Consider the following 369-nt stretch of genomic DNA (forward strand, 5'->3'; position numbering starts at 1 on the left):
TCGCCTACATCATCTACACCTCCGGCTCCACCGGAACGCCCAAGGGCGTCATGGTCGAGCATCGCGGGCTGGTCAATTATCTGGACTGGGCCCGCAAGGCTTACGCCCCGGGCTCATCCTCCGTGGTGTTCTCGTCCTTGGCCTTTGACGCCATCATCACCAGCCTGTTTGCGCCTTTGCTCAGTGGTGGTCACGCACAGCTTGTAAACGAGAAAGACAAAGTCGGTGGGGTAAAGGCAAAGATCATCTCGGGCTGTGGGCTCATCGAGATCACGCCGAGCCATCTCGACATGCTCGGCCAGCAGATGCTGGCCGAGCGTGCCACCAGCCAGGTTGGATTGTTCATCATCGGTGGTGAAGCGCTGTCGC

General features: G+C 59.6%; 1 protein-coding gene. It reads left to right on the top strand.

The window, feature by feature from the left end:
• Nucleotides 1-369, top strand: a 369-nt coding sequence (locus AC0L28_RS34790) for an AMP-binding protein (RefSeq protein WP_473483020.1), incomplete at both ends; no start/stop codon positions are given.

It is taken from the genome of Mesorhizobium sp. WSM4847, from assembly GCF_055811335.1.